The 19,604-nt window shown below is 48.6% G+C and carries 20 protein-coding genes; 8 read left to right on the top strand and 12 right to left on the bottom strand.

All coding sequences use genetic code 11. From position 1 onward, the window contains the following. The first annotated feature begins 3 nt into the window (after window positions 1-3). The 6 genes from VM802_RS05005 (at window position 4) to VM802_RS04980 (ending at window position 5,953) form a co-directional block, all read left to right on the top strand. Window positions 4-1,491 carry a RagB/SusD family nutrient uptake outer membrane protein gene (locus VM802_RS05005; protein WP_325528622.1) on the top strand — a complete coding sequence of 496 codons (1,488 nt, stop codon included), beginning with the start codon at window positions 4-6 and terminating at the stop codon, window positions 1,489-1,491. A gap of 3 nt (window positions 1,492-1,494) precedes the next feature. Continuing rightward, window positions 1,495-2,367: a hypothetical protein gene (locus VM802_RS05000; protein ID WP_325528620.1), complete on the top strand. Its 873-nt coding sequence runs from the start codon at window positions 1,495-1,497 to the stop codon at window positions 2,365-2,367. A gap of 103 nt (window positions 2,368-2,470) precedes the next feature. Then, window positions 2,471-3,511: a bifunctional transcriptional activator/DNA repair enzyme AdaA gene (locus VM802_RS04995; RefSeq protein WP_325528618.1), complete on the top strand. Its 1,041-nt coding sequence runs from the start codon at window positions 2,471-2,473 to the stop codon at window positions 3,509-3,511. Between the two features lie 102 nt (window positions 3,512-3,613). Further along, window positions 3,614-4,465: a DoxX family protein gene (locus tag VM802_RS04990; protein ID WP_325528616.1), complete on the top strand. Its 852-nt coding sequence runs from the start codon at window positions 3,614-3,616 to the stop codon at window positions 4,463-4,465. Between the two features lie 92 nt (window positions 4,466-4,557). Next, window positions 4,558-5,406, top strand: coding sequence for an AraC family transcriptional regulator (locus VM802_RS04985; RefSeq protein ID WP_325528614.1), 849 nt, complete (start codon window positions 4,558-4,560; stop codon window positions 5,404-5,406). 133 nt (window positions 5,407-5,539) lie between these two features. After that, window positions 5,540-5,953 (top strand): carboxymuconolactone decarboxylase family protein, encoded by a 414-nt coding sequence (locus VM802_RS04980; RefSeq protein WP_325528612.1) that lies wholly within the window; start codon window positions 5,540-5,542, stop codon window positions 5,951-5,953. A gap of 6 nt (window positions 5,954-5,959) precedes the next feature. On the opposite strand, the gene VM802_RS04975 is transcribed toward VM802_RS04980, so the two are convergent. After that, entirely contained in the window at window positions 5,960-7,057 is a 1,098-nt protein-coding gene (locus VM802_RS04975) for a hypothetical protein (RefSeq protein WP_325528610.1), read from the bottom strand. Between the two features lie 164 nt (window positions 7,058-7,221). Between VM802_RS04975 and VM802_RS04970 the strand changes: the two genes are divergently transcribed. Beyond that, window positions 7,222-7,401 carry a class I lanthipeptide gene (locus VM802_RS04970; protein WP_325528608.1) on the top strand — a complete coding sequence of 60 codons (180 nt, stop codon included), beginning with the start codon at window positions 7,222-7,224 and terminating at the stop codon, window positions 7,399-7,401. Between the two features lie 58 nt (window positions 7,402-7,459). On the opposite strand, the gene VM802_RS04965 is transcribed toward VM802_RS04970, so the two are convergent. Beyond that, window positions 7,460-8,344 carry an NmrA family NAD(P)-binding protein gene (locus VM802_RS04965; RefSeq protein ID WP_325528606.1) on the bottom strand — a complete coding sequence of 295 codons (885 nt, stop codon included), beginning with the start codon at window positions 8,342-8,344 and terminating at the stop codon, window positions 7,460-7,462. An 80-nt stretch (window positions 8,345-8,424) separates the two neighbouring features. Between VM802_RS04965 and VM802_RS04960 the strand changes: the two genes are divergently transcribed. Beyond that, window positions 8,425-8,823: a winged helix-turn-helix transcriptional regulator gene (locus tag VM802_RS04960; RefSeq protein WP_325528604.1), complete on the top strand. Its 399-nt coding sequence runs from the start codon at window positions 8,425-8,427 to the stop codon at window positions 8,821-8,823. A 16-nt stretch (window positions 8,824-8,839) separates the two neighbouring features. Here the strand turns inward: VM802_RS04960 and VM802_RS04955 are convergent, their stop codons facing one another. The 10 genes from VM802_RS04955 to VM802_RS04910 form a co-directional block, all read right to left on the bottom strand. Continuing rightward, entirely contained in the window at window positions 8,840-10,090 is a 1,251-nt protein-coding gene (locus tag VM802_RS04955; protein ID WP_325528602.1) for an RNA polymerase sigma factor, read from the bottom strand. 53 nt (window positions 10,091-10,143) lie between these two features. Then, window positions 10,144-10,473 carry a YciI family protein gene (locus VM802_RS04950; protein ID WP_325528600.1) on the bottom strand — a complete coding sequence of 110 codons (330 nt, stop codon included), beginning with the start codon at window positions 10,471-10,473 and terminating at the stop codon, window positions 10,144-10,146. A 101-nt stretch (window positions 10,474-10,574) separates the two neighbouring features. Continuing rightward, window positions 10,575-11,129, bottom strand: a complete 555-nt coding sequence (locus VM802_RS04945) for a dihydrofolate reductase family protein (RefSeq protein WP_325528598.1) — start codon at window positions 11,127-11,129, stop codon at window positions 10,575-10,577. An 87-nt stretch (window positions 11,130-11,216) separates the two neighbouring features. Beyond that, window positions 11,217-12,002, bottom strand: coding sequence for an AraC family transcriptional regulator (locus VM802_RS04940; protein WP_325528596.1), 786 nt, complete (start codon window positions 12,000-12,002; stop codon window positions 11,217-11,219). A gap of 120 nt (window positions 12,003-12,122) precedes the next feature. Further along, window positions 12,123-12,413, bottom strand: coding sequence for a class I lanthipeptide (locus VM802_RS04935; RefSeq protein ID WP_325528593.1), 291 nt, complete (start codon window positions 12,411-12,413; stop codon window positions 12,123-12,125). Window positions 12,414-12,533: 120 nt separating this feature from the next. Further along, complete coding sequence (locus tag VM802_RS04930) at window positions 12,534-13,781, bottom strand: RNA polymerase sigma factor (RefSeq protein ID WP_325528591.1); 1,248 nt, start codon at window positions 13,779-13,781, stop codon at window positions 12,534-12,536. 56 nt (window positions 13,782-13,837) lie between these two features. After that, window positions 13,838-14,179 carry a YciI family protein gene (locus VM802_RS04925; RefSeq protein ID WP_325528589.1) on the bottom strand — a complete coding sequence of 114 codons (342 nt, stop codon included), beginning with the start codon at window positions 14,177-14,179 and terminating at the stop codon, window positions 13,838-13,840. A 464-nt stretch (window positions 14,180-14,643) separates the two neighbouring features. Continuing rightward, window positions 14,644-15,756, bottom strand: coding sequence for an alpha/beta hydrolase-fold protein (locus VM802_RS04920; protein ID WP_325528587.1), 1,113 nt, complete (start codon window positions 15,754-15,756; stop codon window positions 14,644-14,646). Window positions 15,757-15,785: 29 nt separating this feature from the next. Then, window positions 15,786-16,967 carry a PepSY-associated TM helix domain-containing protein gene (locus VM802_RS04915; protein WP_325528585.1) on the bottom strand — a complete coding sequence of 394 codons (1,182 nt, stop codon included), beginning with the start codon at window positions 16,965-16,967 and terminating at the stop codon, window positions 15,786-15,788. Between the two features lie 50 nt (window positions 16,968-17,017). Next, complete coding sequence (locus VM802_RS04910) at window positions 17,018-19,384, bottom strand: TonB-dependent siderophore receptor (RefSeq protein ID WP_325528583.1); 2,367 nt, start codon at window positions 19,382-19,384, stop codon at window positions 17,018-17,020. Between the last annotated feature and the right edge of the window lie 220 nt (window positions 19,385-19,604).

Here is a 19,604-nt window from a genome sequence, read left to right as displayed (position 1 = left end):
AGCATGAAAACCATCGGCAGAAAATTTTCAAATCGCCTTATATCTTCCGGCATCCTCGCTATCATACTGTGTTGCAGCGGATGTAAAAAATTCCTGGAACAGTCGTCTCCGGATGAGTTCATCCCTGCTACCATCGCCGATTTGCAGAAGGTGCTGGCACGCGAAGGCTATCCGCCTGCCAATCGCCCTTTTCATCCCTATTTCAGCCTGCTGGACGATGATGTAAAATGCGTTACCCCCGATCCTTATGCCTCCAACTGGAAGCAGGGGCAACCCGCCTTCACCTGGAGCCGCGATCTGTACAGTGAGATGCAGATCAATGGCGACAGGGATGCAGATACCTATGGGAAATATTACCAGCGCATCAAAGGATGTAATGTAGTACTGGATATGATCAGGCAGGCCAAAGGAGAACAGGCGGAGAAAGACCAGCTGGAAGGGCAGGCCAGGGTATTGCGCGCTTATTACTATTTCATGCTTGTTAATCTTTACGGATGGCCTTACAATGATCCGCAGCAAACGCCGGACAAGTCTATGGGAGTGCCACTGGTGCTCACGGGTAAAGTGGCTGACGCATGCCTGCGCCGTAATTCTGTGGAGGAAGTATATAACCAGATCGTGAGCGACATCACACAGGGCGCCGCACTGCTGGAGAAAGCCAATAGCAATGATCAGGTGTTCTGCATTGGCCGGCAGGCCGCGTGGCTCCTGGCCAGCAGGATATTTCTCTACATGAACGACTGGAAAAGGGTAATAGAGAATGCCGGCAGATTGTTGTCGGAACGCCCTGCATTGGAAGACATTCACCGTTGGGCAGTGACATCCGGCAGAGATTCCGGCATGATCTATCCACGACCCTGCTACATCGATCCTTCCAATAAAGAAATCATCTTTCTCTTTGGATGCATCCGGGAATATGGATTGCTGGGTACCGACAGTGTATATAACCAGCCCTGTTACTATCCGTCGGATACGCTCAGCGCTGCCTATGAGAAAGGTGACCTCAGGGCTGATGTATACATCAACTCCTGGAGAAGAACCGGCATCTTCTCCAAAGTGAATTACAAGGGATACCTCGGCAAATCGTTCCGCACCGCGGAGGCATATCTCAACAGGGCGGAGGCTTTGATAAGAACATATATACGGCGCCGCGATGCTGCTTTGCTGGATCAGGCGGTAACAGACCTGAACTTTCTGCGGAAAAACCGGTTCGAGGCAGTGAACTTTAAACCCTTGTCAGTAGCCGATTTTGGCTCAGTACAGGAATTGTTGTCCTTTTGTTTGCAGGAGAGAAGAAGAGAGCTGTGCTTCGAAGAACATCGCTGGTTTGACCTCCGCCGCTATGGCATGCCAGCCATCACGCACTTTTACTATCAGAGCAACAAACAGAAACCACAGGCCTATCAGCTGCCGGAACGAAGCTCCAGCTATGTGCTGCCTATCCCGGATATAGCGCTTACCAATAATCCTATGCTCATTCAAAACCCTTAATGCATGCAGCTATTAAAGATATTCTGTATCCCTGCGCTGGCAACACTTTTACTGATTGCCTGCAAAAAAAACGATGACAACGTAACACCTTCTCCCAAAGGCGATATGTACTTTGAGCTGCCACAGGGTAATGCACCTTACGACCATCAGATAGTAGATTGGTACCGGAAATACGGCTCCTATGTATTGTACCGTTTCCCGGGAAAAGAGTTCCGGTACGGAATCACCGGCTTTTATTATGAAGCAGTGCTGATGAGAACAGCCGACACCATCGCATTACCGGCTGCCGTTGAATTTTTGAAACACAGCTGGTTTGATTTTTATACCGATGATTTCCTGCGGAAATATCTGCCCTTCAAAATATTGCTGGCTGGGCAGATGCTGGTATCGGAAACCGGGTTGGATACCACCAATTACCCGGTTACTTACCCGATGGCGGGATTCGATTACATCATCTTTCCGGCGGTGGACACAGCTTTCCGCGATATGACGAAAGAGCAGCGCCGCAAGCTGAAAACCGCTGTGCATGCACTCTTCCTTGAAATCTTGTTATACAACGGTAATCCGCCAAAGATCACACCACCGGCCGCATTCTTTGAGGTAAGCTCCTATGATCAGAAGCAGACCGTCTCCAACCGTTATGAACACGGATTCCTGGTACTGGGCTATGATAACAACCGGCCCATCCCCCCCTCCAAATACCGCGACCTGATGAGTTATATCTATAAGATCATCAGCACACCGGCAAGAGAGCTGCAGGCCACCATCCTGGCGCCTGCTACAGATAAAAACGGACTGGTAGGAAAAAAATATAACCTGCTGCTTCAGTTCTTTAAAACCCAATATCAGGTAGACCTGCAAGCTATAGGAGAGTGATGTTCTCTGCTTCCTTTGCACCTTTGTGAGAAAAAAAATCAAAGTCCGTTTTTCGGTTGTCGCACCTGTTCGCCTGCCTTACTTTTGTAATAAAATAAACAGGATGCTCACAAACGAAATCATGTATAAGGCGATGGTAGATAAAGACCCATCCTACGAAGGGATTTTCTTCTCCTGTGTGAAGACAACCGGTATATTCTGCCGGCCTACTTGCACGGCCAGAAAACCCAAGGTGGAGAATGTAGAGTTTTTGAAAACGTCGGGAGAAGCTATACAGAAGGGATACAGACCATGTAAAGTATGCAGTCCGCTGGAGAAGAAAGGGGAGACGCCCGCCTATATCAGGGAAATACTGGATCGGCTGAATGCAGATCCCACCACTAAAATAAAGGACTACGACCTGTTACAGCAGGGCATAGATCCCGTAAGAATCAGGAGATGGTTTCTGAAGAATCATGGGATCACCTTTCAGGGCTATCAGCGCATGTTCCGCATCAACTCCGCTTTCAAACGCATACAGAAGGGAGAAACCGTCACCGCGGTAGCATTCGATAGCGGCTATGAATCGCTTAGCGGGTTTGCAGACTCCTATAAAGCGATTGTGGGCGCATCACCGGCACTCAGCAAAAATAAACGCATCATTAATATAGCACGGCTGGAAACACCACTGGGTACTATGCTGGCCTGCGCGGTGGATGATGGCATATGCCTGCTGGAGTTCACCGAAAGGAAAATGCTGGAAACAGAATTACGCGCACTTAGCAGACTGCTCAATGCCAACCTCGTACAGGGCGAACATGTACACTTTCACACATTGCGCCGCCAGCTCGAAGAGTATTTTAATGGCAGCAGGCAGGTCTTCACAGTGCCGCTGTGCATGCCTGGCACCGCGTTTCAGCAATCAGTATGGGAGCTGTTATGTACTGTTCCCTTTGGAGAGGTACGCTCTTACAAGCAGCAGGCCATTGCATTGGAAAGACCGGATGCCTGCCGGGCGGTGGCCGGCGCCAACGGCATGAACCGTATATCTATATTGGTGCCCTGTCACCGTGTAATTGGCGAAGACGGCAGCCTCACCGGCTACGGCGGCGGTATCTGGCGGAAGCAGTGGCTGCTGGACCACGAAAAGAAAAACCGGCGCTAAAAAAATATTTTCTCCTGGATGTCCGGTTTCTGATATCTCAGTACTTATTGTGATATAAGACCAACGTTTTATTCACCTTAACAACTGTAAAAATCATCTGTTATGAAAGATGTCAGAAAACTTAATACAAACAACGAATCAAAAGGACGTATCATTGCTTACTGGGCCATTACCGCTATCATCCTCACAGAAACAGCCGTAGGCGCTTATTGGGATATTGCCCGCATCCCGTTTGTCCGCAACATTATGACAGAGCTGGGCTATCCGCTTTATTTCCTGGTGATCCTGGGCGTTTGGAAAGTGCTGGCCGTGATAGCATTGCTGGCGCCGCGTTTCCCGCGTGTGAAGGAGTGGGCTTATGCCGGATTGTTCTTAACCTATTCCGGAGCAGCGATCTCACACCTGGCCATGGGAGATTCTTCCAAAGCATGGGGCCCCCTGGTATTTGTAGCGTTGACAATCATTTCCTGGGCATTGCGGCCAGCATCCCGCAAGCTGCTGAAAGGATACGCCATAGAGCCGGATAAAGAAGCAACAGGCAGGAAACAGCTGATTGCTTACTGGACAGCTACCGGTATTATTGAGTTTGTGGTATTGTCCGGCGGCATGGCTGATATGTTTCAGCGTGGCGGAACAGTAGAAGGAATGGTGCAACTGGGGTATCCGCTTTATTTTATCACGCTCCTGGGATGCTGGAAAGTATTGGGTGGAATCGCCTTGCTGCTGCCGCGTTTTCAGCTGCTGAAGGAGTGGGCTTATGCCGGTATCGTCTTCAACATGACCGGCGCTGTAGCGTCTCATATTGTAAATGGAGATAGCGTTACACATTTCATCGCGCCTTTATCATTCGCCATTATAGCAATGGTATCCTGGGCGCTACGGCCCGCATCACGTCGGATTGGCGCAGATGGCTACATTGTTCAGTTCGGGCAGCGCTCCTTGCAGCCCGCCTGAACCGGTAACAGAATACGATGGAATTTTCGGATTTTTGTTGCCGGAGAACAATGATACAGGCGCCGGTATCATCAATCCAAAAATTTCCATCAATGAACAGGAATATATACGAACCGTTCAAAGTAATGACCATAGCAGGTGATGAGGTACCCTGGAACAAAGGGACCATCACCTTTTTTGAACTGGTGATGGTTGAAGAAGGCAGCGGAACTTTGCAGATCAACGATCATCATCTTCCGTTTAAAGCCGGCGATTTGTTCTTCCTGCTGCCGCAGGAAACAGAGGCCTTCAGGTTAGCAGAGCCATCCCGTATACATTTCATCCAGTTCCAGAAAGTCTATTTTGAGCGGACTGCTGTAAATGCCTACAATTTTAATTTTGAGACCTGGTTCCGGAAACTGGAATTCATTTTCTTCAACGAAAACAGGCTGGAAATCCCTGTGCTCAAAACAGCGGAAGACAGAGAAACAGTAAAAAGTCTGATGGGGCTTATTATTCAGGAGCATCAGCGCAAACTGGGCTATTGTGACATCATCGTACAGAATACCCTGTTCTCCATCCTCAACATCGTGGCGCGTAACCTGGGTGGTCAGCAAGTGGAGCCAGCCACACAGCAAAGTGATTCCATCCTTTCCTATCTGCAGTATCATATTCATGACCCCAACCGGCTGACGGTGAACCACCTGGCGGAAACGTTTCATATCGCGCCTTCCTATTTCGGGGAATATTTCAGGCGGAAATTTGACGTAGGTCTCAAACAATATATCCTTACTTATAAACTGAAGCTGGCAGAAAACCGCATGAAATATACAGACCTTTCCCTGAGCCAGATCGCTGATGAGCTAGGGTTTACAGACCTCGCGCATTTCCGGAAGATGTTTGCCCGCTATAAGGAAGCCGCTCCCGGAGAACATCGGAGGCAACTAAAGGCAGCGTTGTAAGGACTCCCCGGTTGATTTTACCTTTTAATCCATGATTTTTACCTGTTGCCGGGTAATAAGCAGGAGTACCTTTGCCCTGCTGAAGGGGCTGGCCATCCGGCATTTATTTTCTAACAGGTAAGCATATACAAAGATGAATTATCAGGAAATTGCTAAAGAATCGGTGGGATATATGTACAAGGCCCATCGCAGTATCCGTATATCCGGGCTGGATGTGAAACTCATTGCACTGGCGGAGCTGCGCACATCGCAGCTCAATGGCTGCGCATATTGTTGTGCTTATCACGCCGCTGAGCTGCGGGAAATGGGTATCCCCTCATCGTTGATTGATAAGCTGCCGGGATGGAGACTGTCCGGCGATTTTGACCCGCAACAGCAGCTGGTACTTGAATGGACTGAAACCGTGACCAACCAGCCAGTGGCCGCCACAGCATTGTATCCACGGCTACTGCAACATTTTTCAGAAAGAGAAGTGGCAGAACTCACGGCCAGTATATCGCTGATGAATGCGCTGAACAGGCTTCGTATTACACTCGGAAGCCACTGAATACACTTATTCATATCGGTAGTACCCGGCGGAAAAGCAACATACCGCCGTTACCAGCATCAGCAAGGAAAGCGGAAGCAGGGCGCCCGTCAGCAGACAACCGAATTGTATACAGGTAATGAGGAGGATGATCTGCAGGTAAGATTTCATGCTGAACCTGCGCAGAAAGGTAACGCTCAGCATGAGTAACACCAGGCTATAGCTGCACAGTGCATAGCGCAGCGCATCGCTATCATGCAGGTGTACGGGCGTAAGCGAGGCAATAGTAATCATTTCCGGTAGCAGCAGTAACAGGCAGAACAACGCATATTGCAGCAATCTTGTAACGAGGGATACTGGAACGTTACGGTAAAAAGAAAAGTACACCGTCTCAAACTCCCTGGTCTTATTTAAAATGATGCCATTAGCGATAATACCGAAGTTGAAGAACCAGAATACGGTGCCCGGATCATATACGGTGGCAGTGTTATTTCTCGCGGCGCCATAGAGCATCCAGCAGGTGAAGAGCTTAATACCCAGCCAGATCATTTTCTGGTTAGTCAGCACATAGCGCAGCAGCATCACCGGGTAACGCGATCGGAGCCATTGACTCCAGGCGCCCCGCAGTAAAGGTTTCGTGGTATCCCTTTCCAGGGAGCTCAGTTGCTGCAGATGATATGCCGCCATCCCCGCACATAAGGCTACTACATATAAAGGCACCAGCAGGGTGGAAGGGAAGAGTCGTTGCCGCCATCCCGTGATGGTAACAAGTACCGCATAAATAATGACAGGCAGCAACAGCGTGGTATCCACCAGGAGAAACAGTCTGAACCGTCGGGCGCTGCTGGCACTGTTATATACACGAAGAAAGGTATACTCCGGCCGGTACAGCAGCGCGGTAACAAATGCCGCGCATTTTCTGGCATATAATATCCACACAAAGAAAACAACCAGCAGGAAATAATAATTGCTGAGCATGCCCGTCATCAGGGAATAATGATATTCCACCAGTCCTGCACCATGTACCGGGCTTACTATCAGAAAGAGGATAGTGGTCAGGAACAGGAAGGCGCCGGCATTTTCCCTGTAGAAAGGTTTGATAAACAGCCTGAATAATATTTTCATCCGGATGATATACTGTCGGATAAAGATATTCTCTTTGTGTGGTTTATTACCGGCTTTAACAAAACAGTAAGATCAAGATAAACTGGTGAATTCTAATGTCCACTGCGGACACCCGGCACTGGTGGAACCTACTTTCACGGCTGTTACGTTTAAAATCTACAGTTATGAAAAAGAAAATCGTTAAAAAATTACAGCTGGGAAAACTGACAGTGGGTAACCTCAGCACTGATGAGCAACTGACACTGCAGGGCGGCCGTACGGAGCCTGCTATCTGTCTGCCTTATACAAGGTTCGGTTGCATCACCAGGCTGGCTACCTGCTTTTGCCCGACAGAAACAGTATGATGAGATGCATTTAGCTTTCAGGTATTAGCTTTCAGTACTAATACCTGAAAGCTGATACCTACGCATGATACACCTGCGCAAATTCTTTTGCAAATGCTTCCAGGGACTGTCCGCCTGCCTGATGCTGCTGGCGCAGGAAATCTTCCAGCAGGCTGCCATTGCGCAACGCCTTTCCGATCTCGATAATATAAAAAGATTCTGCTGCTGTTGTCATCCCCGATTGTACAAGGCTCTGAAGCATCGCTTCATCCGGGAAGCTGACCCAGGGTAGTTCCGGCATACCAATGGCACGCCCCAGCGTTGCCGCTATTTCCCCACCTGTTCTTACATCGCTGACTACATAACGAATATGCTTACCCGTTACCGGCGCATTGAAGTATGCGGCTGCGGCGGAAGCAATATCTTCAGGGTGTGTCAGTGCAGCGCTCACGGCAGCATCGAAGTTATTGCCAAGCATATGGTGCTGTTTCACTACCGGAACAGCGCCGAGGAAATTGGTATAGAACATACCAGGCCTGATATGCAGTATATTCGTTACCGTTAGTGCATTCAGTTGCTGCTCAACGTGATAGTGTGCACCTGAAGGACCCGCACCTTCAGGCGTATGTGCGCCAACGCTGCTGAGGTTGACTACGTACTTTACACCGGCGGTTGCTATGGCCTGGGCATACCTGGCAGCGGTTTCCCTGATATGGGTGTGGTGGTCGGGTACGGAAAAGTCTGGGGGTACCATGGTAAATACTGCATCTGCACCTGTAAAAACCTGTTGAAGGAAAGCGGCGTCGCTTACAGAGCCGATAGCAGGTATTGCCTGCAGCTGACGGATCTCGTCCGCCCTTTGATCATTGCTGCTGATAACGGTTACAGTATGTCCGGATGCAATCAGTTTTGCTGTCAGTCTGCGGCCTATATTACCCAGTGAGCCTGTGATGGTGATGTTCATAGTTTTTAGCTTTTATTGCTGATGCAAAAGTATTTTTATACTTACTTTTGTACAAGTACTTACCCTAAAGTATGTATGCTATGACACGTATTAAGGAGAGTTCCACCATACAGGAAAACAAACAGTCTGCATTCAACGAATGCCCCGTCACATATGTAATGGAGAAGATCGGAGGATATTGGAAACCTATTATTCTCTTCCAGCTGCTGGGTGGCAGCCGCCGCTACAGCGATCTGCGGAAAGCCGTACCGGCCATCACAGAGAAAGTATTGATACAGCAGCTGAAACAGCTGGAAGCAGATGAGTTGATCGTACGTAAAGCAATGCCTGTTGTGCCGCCGCACGTAACGTACAGCCTTTCAGCTTCCGGACAACGACTGAAGCCCGTGCTATATGCCATGGCGGTATGGGCCACCCAGGACAGCAAAGAGAATGCGCGTGTGTTCAAGCGCAACCTGAAAAACTTTCCGGGAGTATAAAATCAGAAACGTGTTTTTAGTCAAGCTGGTCCAGCTTCTGGCGGATACCCTGTTTCTCCGTTTGGGTTTTAGCCAATGCCATCGCCTTTTTATAATGCTGCCTGGCTTTTTCGGTATCTGTATGTTTATATAGTTCGCCCAGTAACAGGAAGTAAAAATGATCTTCTTCGTAGCGCAACGTCTCAGCCTCTGCCTGTGCGGCTGCAGGCCCGTTTACTTTGTATAGCGCGAATACCCTGTTAAGCGCCACGCCCGGAGAATAATTCACCAGCAGGAGCTGATCATATAACTGAAGTATATCGTGCCATTTTTCAGAAGAGTCTTCTTTTATGCAATGCCAGTGTGCGATCCTGGCTTCAAGATGATAGGAGCTGAGTTCGTCACCTCCTACGGAACGGCCGAGATAGGCGGCGCCCTGGCTGATCAGGTCATCATCCCATAAGGATTCGTCCTGGTCTTCATAGAGCACAATGGTATCGCCGTTGGTCTGCCTTGCATCGAAGCGGGAAGCATGGAAACACATCAGCGCAATCAGTGCGTTGGTCTTGGGGAGATTGGTACTTTCATATTCTGTGAGCATAAGACCCAGCCGCAGCGCTTCAATACAGAGGTCCTTCCGCAGGATCTCGTCCTGCGTCTGGGAGTAATAACCTTCGTTGAAAAGCAGGTATATTACATGCAGCACATTGTCTAACCGTTTGGGGATCTCGTTTTCAGCCGGCATCTCCATCTTCACCTTTTCCTGACGCAGTTTCTCTTTCGCTCTGAAGAGCCTCTTGTTGATCGTTTCCTTGTTGGATAAAAATGCGGCGGCAATTTCGTCGATGCCGAAGCCGCAGAGGATACGCAGAGCGAGCCCTATCTGGGCTTCGCTGGCAATAGCCGGATTACACACGGCAAACATCATTTGCAGCTGACTGTCTTTGATGTGTTGCTGGGAGAAGTCGAGATCGTCAGGCATGATGTTGATGTCTTCTTTATGAGTTAACTGTGGAACAACTTTCTGTTCAAATATTTTATTCCTCCTGAAATGATAAAGCGTTTTCTGTTTGGCCACCATGTAAAGCCATGCAGTAGGGTTGGCGGGAATGCCTTTCACCCCCCATGTTTCTGCTGCAAGCAGGAATGTTTCACTGACAATATCTTCTGCTGTCTCTATATGCTGTAGCCCGAACAGTTTACTGATCACTGCCACCATCTTCGAAAATTCCTGCTGGAATAATTGTTTTAAGGATACCTGTTCCATTACTGAATAAACATAAGTCATCAGCTTTTAGCTATCGCTGTATAATGCTAAAAGCTGATGACTGAAAATAAAAATTACTGTTGAATGATTTCTCTTATTTCTACGCTTCCGTCTGACTCCAGGGCGGGACAGCCATGAGCAAGGGTGGTAGCTTCTTCCAGGCTGTCGGCTTTCACAACCAGAAAGCTGCCCAGTCTTTCCCTGATTTCCACAAACGGCCCGTCTGTGATCACACCGCCTGATTTAAGCACCTTTCCTTCAGTAGCCAGGCGTGGACCGGTATTGCCCAGTTTGCCCTGTGCTGCGATACCTCCAACCCAGTCTTTCCACTTTTGCGTGAGTGTTTCCATTTCTTTGGGAGAAGCGTTGCTGTAGTCGTAGCTTGGCTGTCTGAATAATAACATGAAACTTTTCATTTTCGTAATGATTTTGTGCGTGAATATATAATTTACACTACAATAATGACCAGGAAAATGAAAATTGGACAAAGACTGAAAAAAAACTTTTAAGCCTGCTTTCTATAATATAATGCAATCACTCCTTTAGGCATAGGCTCGCTTTTGAGCAGCTCCAGGCCTGCCGGAAGGGTACCGTCTTTGAAGAAGCGTTTGCCGCTGCCCATCATATGAGGATGTACCAGCAGTCGGTATTCATCTATCAGGCCGGCATTGGTGAGCGACTGTATAAGCGTGGCGCTGCCTTCTATCTGTATTTCACGCCCCGGTTGCTGTTTCAGCCTGCTGATCTCTTCCACTACATTTTCACGGATGATAGCCGTATTGTTCCAGCTGGCTTCCTGCAGGGTGGTGGACACCACATACTTCTGCACATTGTTTAGCTTATCAGCAACGCCCATCTCATTATTTTTGAGTGACGACCAATAGGGCGCGAGCATCTGGTAAGTGTCGCGGCCAAAGAGAATGGCATCGCATTCCATAATACCGGCGGCGATGTAAGCTTGCCTTTCAGGGCTGTCGTATGGAGCAAACCACTGACCCATAGACGCTGCATCGAAGATGCCATCCAGCGAAATCCACGCTGATACAATTAACTTTCTCATAGTGTACTGTTTTTGTTTGTTGAGTACAAAGTAAAAGCAGCCGCCTTCCATATGATAGAAGAAACCCGACAAAATGAAATAACCGGGTCAGCGGGGGAAATCTTCTGCCAGTTTCAGGTATTCGAGGGGAGAATAGTGAGTAAATTCTTTGAAAGCGCGTATAAGGTGACTCTGATCTGCATACCCATTGTCAAAGGCTACAGCAGTCATGTCAGTAAAATTATTATGCGAGAGCTGTTGCAATGCAGCGTGGAACTGACAGATACGGCTGAATGTTTTAGGTGATACGCCCACATGCGCCTCGAAGAGGCGTTGTAGTGTACGCTCCGTGGTATGCAGTTCCTGCTGTACACAGTTGACGGGCAGCGTGCCGTGGCCTTGCTGTATCAGTTGCGTGGCATGGGCAATAGCCCTGCCGGCATGTGTATCACAGGGCGCCGCCAGTTTCCGGATAAAATTATCAATAAGCTGCATGCGGTGGCGGAGATCCGGCGCATTGAGTAACTGTTCCTGCAGACACATACCCCTGGCAGGTTCTGTGAGATCCAGGTCTATACTCGCGTCGGTCAGCTCCTTTGCATCATATCCAAACAATCCTTTCAGCATATGCGGATACAGGAAGTAAGCAATCACTATAACATAGCCGGATGTACGAAGTTCTATCGGCCTTACATGCTGGCCATACAACACCAGGTTGTCGATACGGGTACCGCCAGTAAGCCAGGGATTGGTAATCTGGAAAGTAATGCTCGGAGAGCCGCGCGGGATCAAAGGAAGGATCACCTCCTTATACAGGTTGTTGTTCTCGATCACAACAATATCGCTGATATAAGCCGCTATATCCGGATGCGGCAGGAACGACAGCACTCCCATTCTGATATGCAGGATTAATAATGAAGTGTAAGACAGAATAAATTTAATTATTAATCCGGGAAATAAAAAACCTCCCGCTATTAGCGGGAGGGAAATTACTATTCAGGCTATCAGTAAAAACTAAATACCCGAAACCTGGATGGTAGTATGAATAGTTTTGATGGGGCCGCATCCTGCATCAAGCGTGGCTGGCTGCAGGCATACTCTTGGGGAGGTGTGCACGGGACAACCCCAGGTGACGGCGCAGGCGTCATTGCATTTGGAGTTGGTGTCTATCGGACAAAGAGCACAACCCGTTGGTGCGGTTGGTTGTATCGTAGCGCCACCCAGCACCTGCTGCCCGTTGAGATTGTAAAGCGTTGTTTTGTTAAGGGATAATTTCTGATTGAGGGCAAGTTTCTTTCTTTTCATAACAAGGGTTTAAAGAATTACATAAAGGGTTAAATGCATCACCATACGGATGAATGCGGCTGTATTTTAATCAGAATCGCAGGGAGTAGGAAAAAAAACTAACTAACGGTCAGAGATAATTCACGAACGGTATGTGCCTGCTTCCAGGTGCGCAATTTTGCCGGAAAGGATGGCCTTATCGGCTGAGGATCTGGTGAGCCCAAGCGCAGTCTTCAGGTGCGAGATCGCTTTCTGGTTGTCGATACCGGTATATAATTCACCCAGCAATATATGATATTGGGGATGATCGGTAAGCTGCAGCTGACGGGCTTCTGCGAGCGCCTGCGTTTTACCCCTGGCTTTTGCCAGTGCGTACGCCCGGTTGAGTGCCGCTACAGGAGAGTATTCCAATTGTAACAGGTGGGTGTACAACTGAAGAATATTGTCCCATTTTTCCTGGCTGTCTTCCCGGTTGGTATGACAACACGCGATGGCCGCCTCTATATGATACTTCGATAGGGTGGTGCCTTTCGACGCATGGGAAAGAAACTGCTTGCCCCGTCCGATCAGTTCCTGATCCCATAGGGAGATATCCTGATCATTATATAGAATGGTTTCACCGTTTTCACCAGTGCGCGCCTCAAACCTCGAAGCCTGGAAGCACATTAATGACAGCAGGGCATTTACGGCTGGTTGGTTGGTGCTGTCATTTTCAATGAGCAGCAGGGTGAGGCGCATTGCCTCAAAGCAGAGGTCTTTACGTAGCGTGGTGTTATAGCTGGCAGAGTAGTAACCTTCATTGAAGAGGAGGTACAATGTGCGCAGCACAGCTTCCAGGCGGCTGCCCAGTTCTGCTTCAGGTGGCATTTCAATCTTTATCTGCTCAGCTCTCAGCCTTTCTTTGGCACGCAGCAGCCGTTTATTGATCGTGTCTTTACCGGTAAGGAAGGCGTCTGCAATCTCGCTGATCCCGAACCCGCACAGCACACGGAGCGCTAGTCCTATCTGTGCTTCCGCCTGTATCGCCGGATGACACACCGCAAAGATCATCTGCAATTGGCTGTCCTGTATATTCCTGGGAGAAAGGTCTATTTCAATATTGTCTGCACGCTGAGCATCATAATTAAGCTGTTTCACAATTTTGTTGTGAAAAACGGCCTGGTGCTTCAGCGTATTCTTCGCTTTGTTCTTGGCAACCGTATACAACCATGCTACCGGGTTCTCCGGCAGGCCCTTCAATCCCCATATTTCGGAGGCCGACAGAAATGTATCGCTGGCAATGTCTTCCGCTATTTCAATGTGTTCAAAGCCAAAGAGGCTGCACAGCACAGCCGTGATCTTGCTGTATTCTGTACGGAACAGGTGCGGTATCAATTCGTTTTCCTGCATAAGAAAAAGCCTTTGTAATATTACAAAGGCTCCGGAGATTTCCTGTATTAAAAAATTTACATCTCGTCTATCTCACGTACTTCAACATTGCCCCCTATTTTGTAAATCGGACAACCTTTGGCAATCTCGACGGCTTCTTCCATAGATGCGGCTTTTATCAAGGTGTATCCGCCAAGTGTTTCCTTGATCTCAGTGTAAGGCCCGTCAGTAACTACGTTGTTAGGTCTTACTACTTTGCCGGCTGCGTTCAGCCGGTTACCACGGTCTACCAGGTTGTTCTGTGCGGCAATGCTGCCGATCCAGTCCATCCAGCTTTGGGTGGTCGCCTGCATCTCTTCAGGTGAACCCTTGGCTGCTACAAATTGATCTGCCCTGAATAAGAAAAGGAAGTTTTTCATGATTATAAGTTTTAAGTGTTTTAAAACCTAATGACAACCGAATTGGTATGTATTGGACAGAAAGGTCGTATTTTTTTATTTAAATGGTATATTTTATTGTAAATGAATTTTGTATGGCTTATTTAAGCTGCCTTTTCCATAAAAAGAAAAATGGGCTATGGTCGATAAAACCTATAACCCATTACAGATGAAATGAGATCTTTTCTGTTTAAATGAATGCCATCAGACACATTTACAGGTAGCTCCATTACAGTTCTTATCCTGAAGATCACACACTATTTGACATAGAATAAAATGGCAAAAAACGTTCATTGCATTACCACCATTTACGGTTTTCATTTGATTTCTTGTCAGGTTTTTACCTAACCATTCAATTTTTTTCATAACGTAATGTTTGAGATGGGGGAATGAGAATAGTGCATAAATTAAGAAGCATCCCTGCAATGGGCTTTCTGATTTTCTCCTCATTTCTCCTTCATTTTCTCCGCCTTCTCCACATATACCCTTGCCTGTTGCTGATTTCCTTCCTTTCTATATGCTTCCGCCAGGCTGCTGTAGACATGAGCACTTTGCGGATAATATGCAGCGGCCATTTTAAAAATTGTGATGGCGCTACCGGTTTTACCTATGCGAAGGCAGTAATTACCCACCCAGTCCAGGTAGCTTTCGGTAGGCCGGAATGGGAAGCCCAGCCTGGTTGATAGCGTGTCATAATGCCGGGTAATCAGTACCGGGTCGGCTACTGCCTGCTTCACGTGCACCTGGTGCCCGCTATAAATGAACTTCAATCCGTCAAAAGCGGCGGGCACAGGTATAGTGCCATGATCCTCATCCGGGTAATAGCGGAACTGCCAGCGCAGACCTTTGGGCTGGAAGCGCTGTAACTGCTTTTCGAATGCCCGGATTGCCATCGGGTGATCAGTTGCGGTATCCATCGGTACTACCTCCTTATGCGCCATCGCTACATATATACTGGCGCCGGAAAAATCTCTCCGCGGGAAGAGACTGTCCGCCTGGCGGAGCATCAGCTGCTGATCCCACCAAAGACTAGGGTCCACAATGATATAGGCATTAAACAATTTAGTGTGATGCAGCAGTATATTAACAGCTGTGAGCCCGCCAAATGAATGGCCGTCCAGGATATTATAGCCCGACGTGCGGTATGCTGAATCGATGTAAGGGCGCAGCTCCTGTTGCAGAAAGGAAATGAAGTGGTTATTGCCGCCACTGTTCTGATACAGCGTGGCCTTACTATCATAATACGCCTGCCTGCCGCCAGCGGTGGGTGTGAGGTCGCGGGTACGGTCCGTATTCAGGATGCCCACTACAATCATCTGCGGAATACTGGCATAAGGCCCCTGCGTGAGCATTTCCTGGATGCCTGTGAAGGTATGGAAGTTGACATCGCCATCAAGCAGGTACACTACCGGATAACGGGCAGGCTTATACGTTGTGTTATAATAATCTTTCGGGAGATATATCCAGAACTCCCTTTTCTCTCCGAGTATAGCGGAGGGCAGGGAATATTTTTTACCGATACTGATGTTTTCCTGGGAGAAAACAGGTAGCATGGCCATAAGGCATATTATAAGTAAGATTGCTTTTTTCACGCTAAGGATGTTTTAGAAGACTTACTAACGGAAACAGATGTACGCTGATGTTTCTTGTTATTTCTTTTTCCCCACCAGATCAGGAAACCGGTAACGGGCAAGGCCGCGCAGATGAGCCCGGCAACTGCGGTGAGTATTTTACCCAGCCATCCGGCCCAGAAGCCGATGTGCAGGTTCATATTCATACCGTCCACCTGCAGGCCGCGGCGAATGTTCTCCGGGAATTCCATCTCTTTGCCGGTATAACGATTGATCATGAACATACGTCCGTCCAGGGCCTTGAGACCCAGCTCCCGGCCGCTCATGGCAAATACGGTGGTGGCGCTGTCCTTCGGTATAGAAAGGCGCACCTGCGCTGCGGAGGGCTCCTGTAACAGGTTGTTCAGCAGCTCATTCATGGTCACAAACTGCCTGCTGCTGTCGTAAGCGGGAGCCTTGCTGCGCATATATTTAAACGCATCGGGTTTGCTGCCGAAAAGCTGGTGGGTGGATCGCTTCACCGTATCATTTATAATCACCAGCCCCGTAATAGTAATCATCAACGCAGGTATAAGACTATAGAATCCCGGTACATTATGGAGGTCGTAATTCACTCTTTTGAAGCTGGCTTTCCATTTGATGGTGAAGCGCTGCTTCCTGGCGGCACGTGTCCAGCGGGCAGGCCACCACAGCACCAGTCCCGTGATCAGTTCTATCAGGAATATCCAGGTGGCAATTTGTACAATCAGGTTACCGGTATGCCCAAACGGCATCTCTCCGCTGTGCACATGCGCTACCACGTAAAAGAAATAATAAGCGCCGCTGGTCACCAGCGACCGCCCCGTATACGGATCTATCCAGGTGAAACTGAAATGCCCCGCTTTGTCGCCGGCCCCGATGCGTGCTGTTCTGGAAGGATCTTTATATACCTGGATACTGAATGGTTTCAAACCCGGATGGTCTTTACTGAAGGCTGCCAGCAACGCTTCCGGCGACTGGCGCCGTGTCTGCACTTCCTGTACATACTGCGACTTCCCGGCCATGGCGTCAATAATGTCGTCACAGAATACAAACAGGGTACCTGTAAGCGCTACTATCACCACTATGATCCCTGATGATATACCCAGCCACAGATGCAGCCAGCTGTTCAACCTGCTGAGCCAGGGTTTTCTTTTTACTTTATTGGACTTTGTGTTCATAAGTTGGAAGAAGTTATAGCTGCTGGCTTTCTACGTCAACAGCTATCAGCTTAGAATTTAAACACTGCATTGGCCAGCAGATGTCTGGTGGGCTGCTGGTTGGCCCAGAAATCGGTAGACCAGTATTGCTTATCGGTGATGTTGTTCAATTTAAGACCCAACCTATATTTGGGACGGTCGTAATACACCGTAGCGTCAAACTTCGTATAGCCGTTGGCTGTAAACGTGTTGGTATCGTTCAGATAGCAGTCGCTCTGCATATTGCCACCGAAACCAAATCCAAGCCCTTTTACTTTGCCGGCAGGCACAGTGTAGCTGACCCACAGGTTGGCCACATTGGCCGGGGCGGAAGCAGGACGCTTGCCGTTGATATTGGCTGCCGCTTTGGTATACTTGCTTTCATTGTAACCATAACCAAAAATGATATGCAACCCTTTGGCCGGTGTGGCAATCAGGTCAGCCTCAATCCCTTTGCTTTCTTGTGTTCCGTCCTGTATGGAGTACGTAGGGTTGTTGGGGTCTTGTCTCATTTTATCCTGCACTTTGATATAATAGTAGCTGGCTGTACCTGATAACCTGCCCTGCAGCAACTCAACTTTCACACCGCCTTCCAGCTGATTCGCATGTTCAGGCCTGAAGCTGGTTTTCTCTGCCGGCTTCTCTGCTGTTGTGCCTGGAGGCACATTGGTAAAGCCATTCATGTAGTTGCTAAAGAGAGAAACCTTGTCGCGGATTACCTGGTAAATCAATCCGAACTTGGGTGACACCGCTGTCTGGTTGTAATCATCTTCTTCATTCACAAACCTGTCTACACGCACACTGGCCATCGCAATCAACCTGGGCGTGATGTTCAATACATCGGATACATATGCACTGTAGGTTTTCTGGTTCCTTTTGCTGACTGTGGAGGGCGCCGGCATATTGGCGATACGCTGGCGGTATTTCTCCATATTGATGAAGGCCGGCGTTCTGTTGATCTTCACAGTGTCATAGAAATTGATCATCCACCTGTTATCAGTAGTCGTGATTTGGGTGAAGTCGAGGCCCACCAGCAGGCGGTTGCGCATATCGCCTATTTTGAAGTCGCCAACGAAATTCTGCTGTACCTGGTTCACACCAAAGATGCTGGGAATGTACATGAGTCTGCGCTGCATGGTAGAATCGGTATTGACGAGCAAAAAGAGGTAGTTGGTATTGTTATCTGTATTGGCATAGGAGAACAGCGTCTGGGACGTCCACTGATCGGATATGCGGTAAGTAGCCTTAGCAAAGGCGTTAAATGTTTTGGCTTCGCTCTGCAGATCGTTATTCGTATAGGCGTAACGGAAGTCCATGTTGAGATCATCCAGACTCTTGGCTTTCATCGGGCCGGGGTTACCCAGACCTATATAAGTGGAGTTGCGCTTGGTATGGAAGTATTCAAAGTCCACGTCCAGCGTGAGACGCTCATTGATCCGGTAGGTGAAGGCTGGCGCTATCACCTGTGTGCTGCTGCGGCCATAGTCCTGGAAGGTACGCTGTACATCCACGGCGGCGTTCAGACGGAAGAGCATACCTTTTTCTGCATTCAGCGGTGTGTTAATGTCGATGGTAGCGCGACTCAGCCCCCAGCTGCCTGTGGTATAGCTCACGTTGCCGCTGAAGTAATCGAAAGGTTTTTTTGTGACCCTGTTTACAAGGCCGCCGTATGTTACGAGGGATGAACCGAAGAGGGTAGCGGAAGGGCCTTTGATCACTTCGATGCTTTCGAGGTTCACAGGATCGCTCATGGTAACCCAGTTGGTAGCCATGCCATTACGGATAGCGCCGGCGGCATTGGAACCGCTGAAGCCGCGCATACGCATACCCAGACCCACACCACCGGAACCTACGCCCAGTGTAATGTTGCTCACACCGGGAGCGGTTGATAACGCACTTTTGAAATCAACCGCCAGCTGTTCCTGTAGCAACTCTTTTGGTACAACGGTATATACCTGCGGGTTTTCCAGGTTCTTCAACGGCATGCGGGCTACCTCATCGCTCTGTTTCCTGGCAAACTTCTCCACAGCGCCTACCACTACTACTTCCTGGAGCTTTTTGGTGCTCTCCTGCAATATCACCGGGTCCACGGTAACGTCTTCGCCTGTACGAAGCGTTACATTCACCTGCCTGGGCTGCAACCCTGCAAAAGATATTTCCAGAACATAATCGCCGGCGGCGAGATTGTCAAAAGCATAGTTTCCGTTGTTGTCAGTTATCGTGCCCCGGCTTGTGCCTTTCAGCAGCACGACGATGTTCTCTGCCGGTTTGTTGTCGCTTGATCTCACCACGCCGGCGATACTGCCTTTCGGCCTGATCTGCGCATGGACGCCAGGTATAAAGGTGGTCAGGAATAGGGACAAAAAGCTACATAGTACAAGGTTCAATCTGATCTTCATCTTATAACAGTTAACAGTTTTAGCATGGTAATACCGGTATGGCAGAAAATATTCCCTTATTGGAAAGAAATATTCCCACTTCGAGCCACGCCACAGGCGTGATCCGCATTACGTTTGACAAAATTTTGAACCGGTTTGCAAAGTTACCGGTAGAAGCCGGAGCGGATATAACGTAATACGGAGTATTTATTGCCGCAAAACGGAGTTGACCCGGTTATGA

The organism is Chitinophaga sp. (assembly GCF_035538455.1).
Classification (GTDB): Bacteria; Bacteroidota; Bacteroidia; order Chitinophagales; family Chitinophagaceae; genus Chitinophaga.
The sequence above is the reverse complement of the archived record's forward strand: the minus strand, read 5'-3'. Positions and strand labels throughout refer to the sequence as shown.